This is a genomic window from Pseudomonas oryzihabitans (assembly GCF_032027545.1).
GTDB lineage: Bacteria > Pseudomonadota > Gammaproteobacteria > Pseudomonadales > Pseudomonadaceae > Chryseomonas > Chryseomonas oryzihabitans_F.
Genome location: NZ_JAVSJB010000073.1, coordinates 1 through 1,460 on the forward strand (window position 1 = coordinate 1; position 1,460 = coordinate 1,460).

Here is a 1,460-nt window from a genome sequence, read left to right on the forward strand (position 1 = left end):
CTGCAGAGCTTCCAGCTGCTGGGCGAGAACCTTAGCGTCAGCAGCCTGGCCACCGGTCAACGCAGTGAAGACGTGCTCTACAGCCCCCAGCGGCTGAGCCTGGGCGGCCTGTCGTCGGTACGGGGCTTCAAGGATCAATCGCTCTCCGGGGATACCGGTGGCTACTGGCGTAACGACCTGCGCTGGAGCCGCGCCGTGACCTGGGCCTGGCTGCAGCCGCTGTTCAGCCAGTACGGCGCCGGCCTGGGCTACGACCAGGGCGTGATCCACGGGGGCCGCTACAACCCCGAGGTGCGCGGACGGCTGTCGAGCAACTCCCTGGAGCTGTTCGCCCGGGGGCGTTACCTGTCGGCCAGTGTGACCTTCGCCCATTCGCTGGAGCGGCCGGACGCCCTGCCGGAGCGTGAGCATCCCGTTTACTTCAGCGTCGACCTCTTCTTGTAAAGCCCGTCGCCGCTGTCGCTTGCAACTTTTCATCTTTGCCCACGCGTTACCGAGGATCTGACATGGACGTCCGCCAACTCGACTTTCTCGCCGCCCAGCCCAGCGCCGAGCTCAAGCCACGCGAGACCTTCTGCGGCATTTCCAAGCGCGCCCTGGCGCTGCTGCTGGTCAATGCCCTGTTCTGGCAGCCGATCTGGGCCCAGGCCGACGGCATCGCCGTCAGCAATGGCAATGGCGCCCGTCTCGATCAGGCCGGCAATGGCGTGCCCATCGTCAACATCGCCACGCCCGGGGCCAATGGCCTGTCGCACAACCAGTTCCAGGACTACAACGTCGACAGCCGGGGCGTCATCCTCAACAACGTCACCGACCGCACCGGCAACACCCAACTGGGTGGCATCATCGTGGGTAACCCCAACCTCCAGGGCCGGGCGGCCGGGGTCATCCTCAACGAGGTCGTGGGCGGCAGCCCCAGCCAGCTCAAGGGCTATACCGAGGTCGCCGGCCAGGCGGCACGGGTCATCGTCGCCAACCCCTATGGCATCACCTGCAACGGCTGCGGTTTCATCAACACGCCTCGGGTCACCCTCACCACCGGCAAGCCGATCCTCGACGGCAATCGCCTGGACCATTTCCAGGTGGACGGCGGCAGCGTCAGCCTCGAAGGTAACGGCCTCAATGCCGATAACGTCGACCAGTTCGACATCGTCACCCGCTCGGCCAAGCTCAACGCCGAGCTCCACGCCCGCCAGCTCAACGTCATCGCCGGCCGCAACGACGTCGCCGCCGACAGCCTCGCCGCCACCCCGCGCACCGCCAGTCCGGGTGACGCACCGCAACTGGCCATCGATTCCTCCGCCCTGGGCGGCATGTACGCCAATACCATCCGCCTGGTCGGCACCGAGGCCGGGGTAGGGGTGAGACTGGCCGGCAACCTGGCGGCCAGCGCCGGGGATATCCAGCTCGACGCCAATGGCCAGCTGACCCTGGCCCAGACCGCCGCCAGCGGCAACATC

Annotated in this window: 2 protein-coding genes; both read left to right on the forward strand. The window is 67.1% G+C overall.

What is annotated here, in order from left to right:
- Positions 1–444: ShlB/FhaC/HecB family hemolysin secretion/activation protein (locus RND78_RS27725; RefSeq protein ID WP_312733434.1), on the forward strand; the 444-nt coding region annotated here is incomplete at its 5' end.
- A 62-nt stretch (positions 445–506) separates the two neighbouring features.
- A partial coding sequence (locus RND78_RS27730; RefSeq protein ID WP_312733435.1) for a filamentous hemagglutinin N-terminal domain-containing protein occupies positions 507–1,460 on the forward strand: 954 nt, incomplete at its 3' end.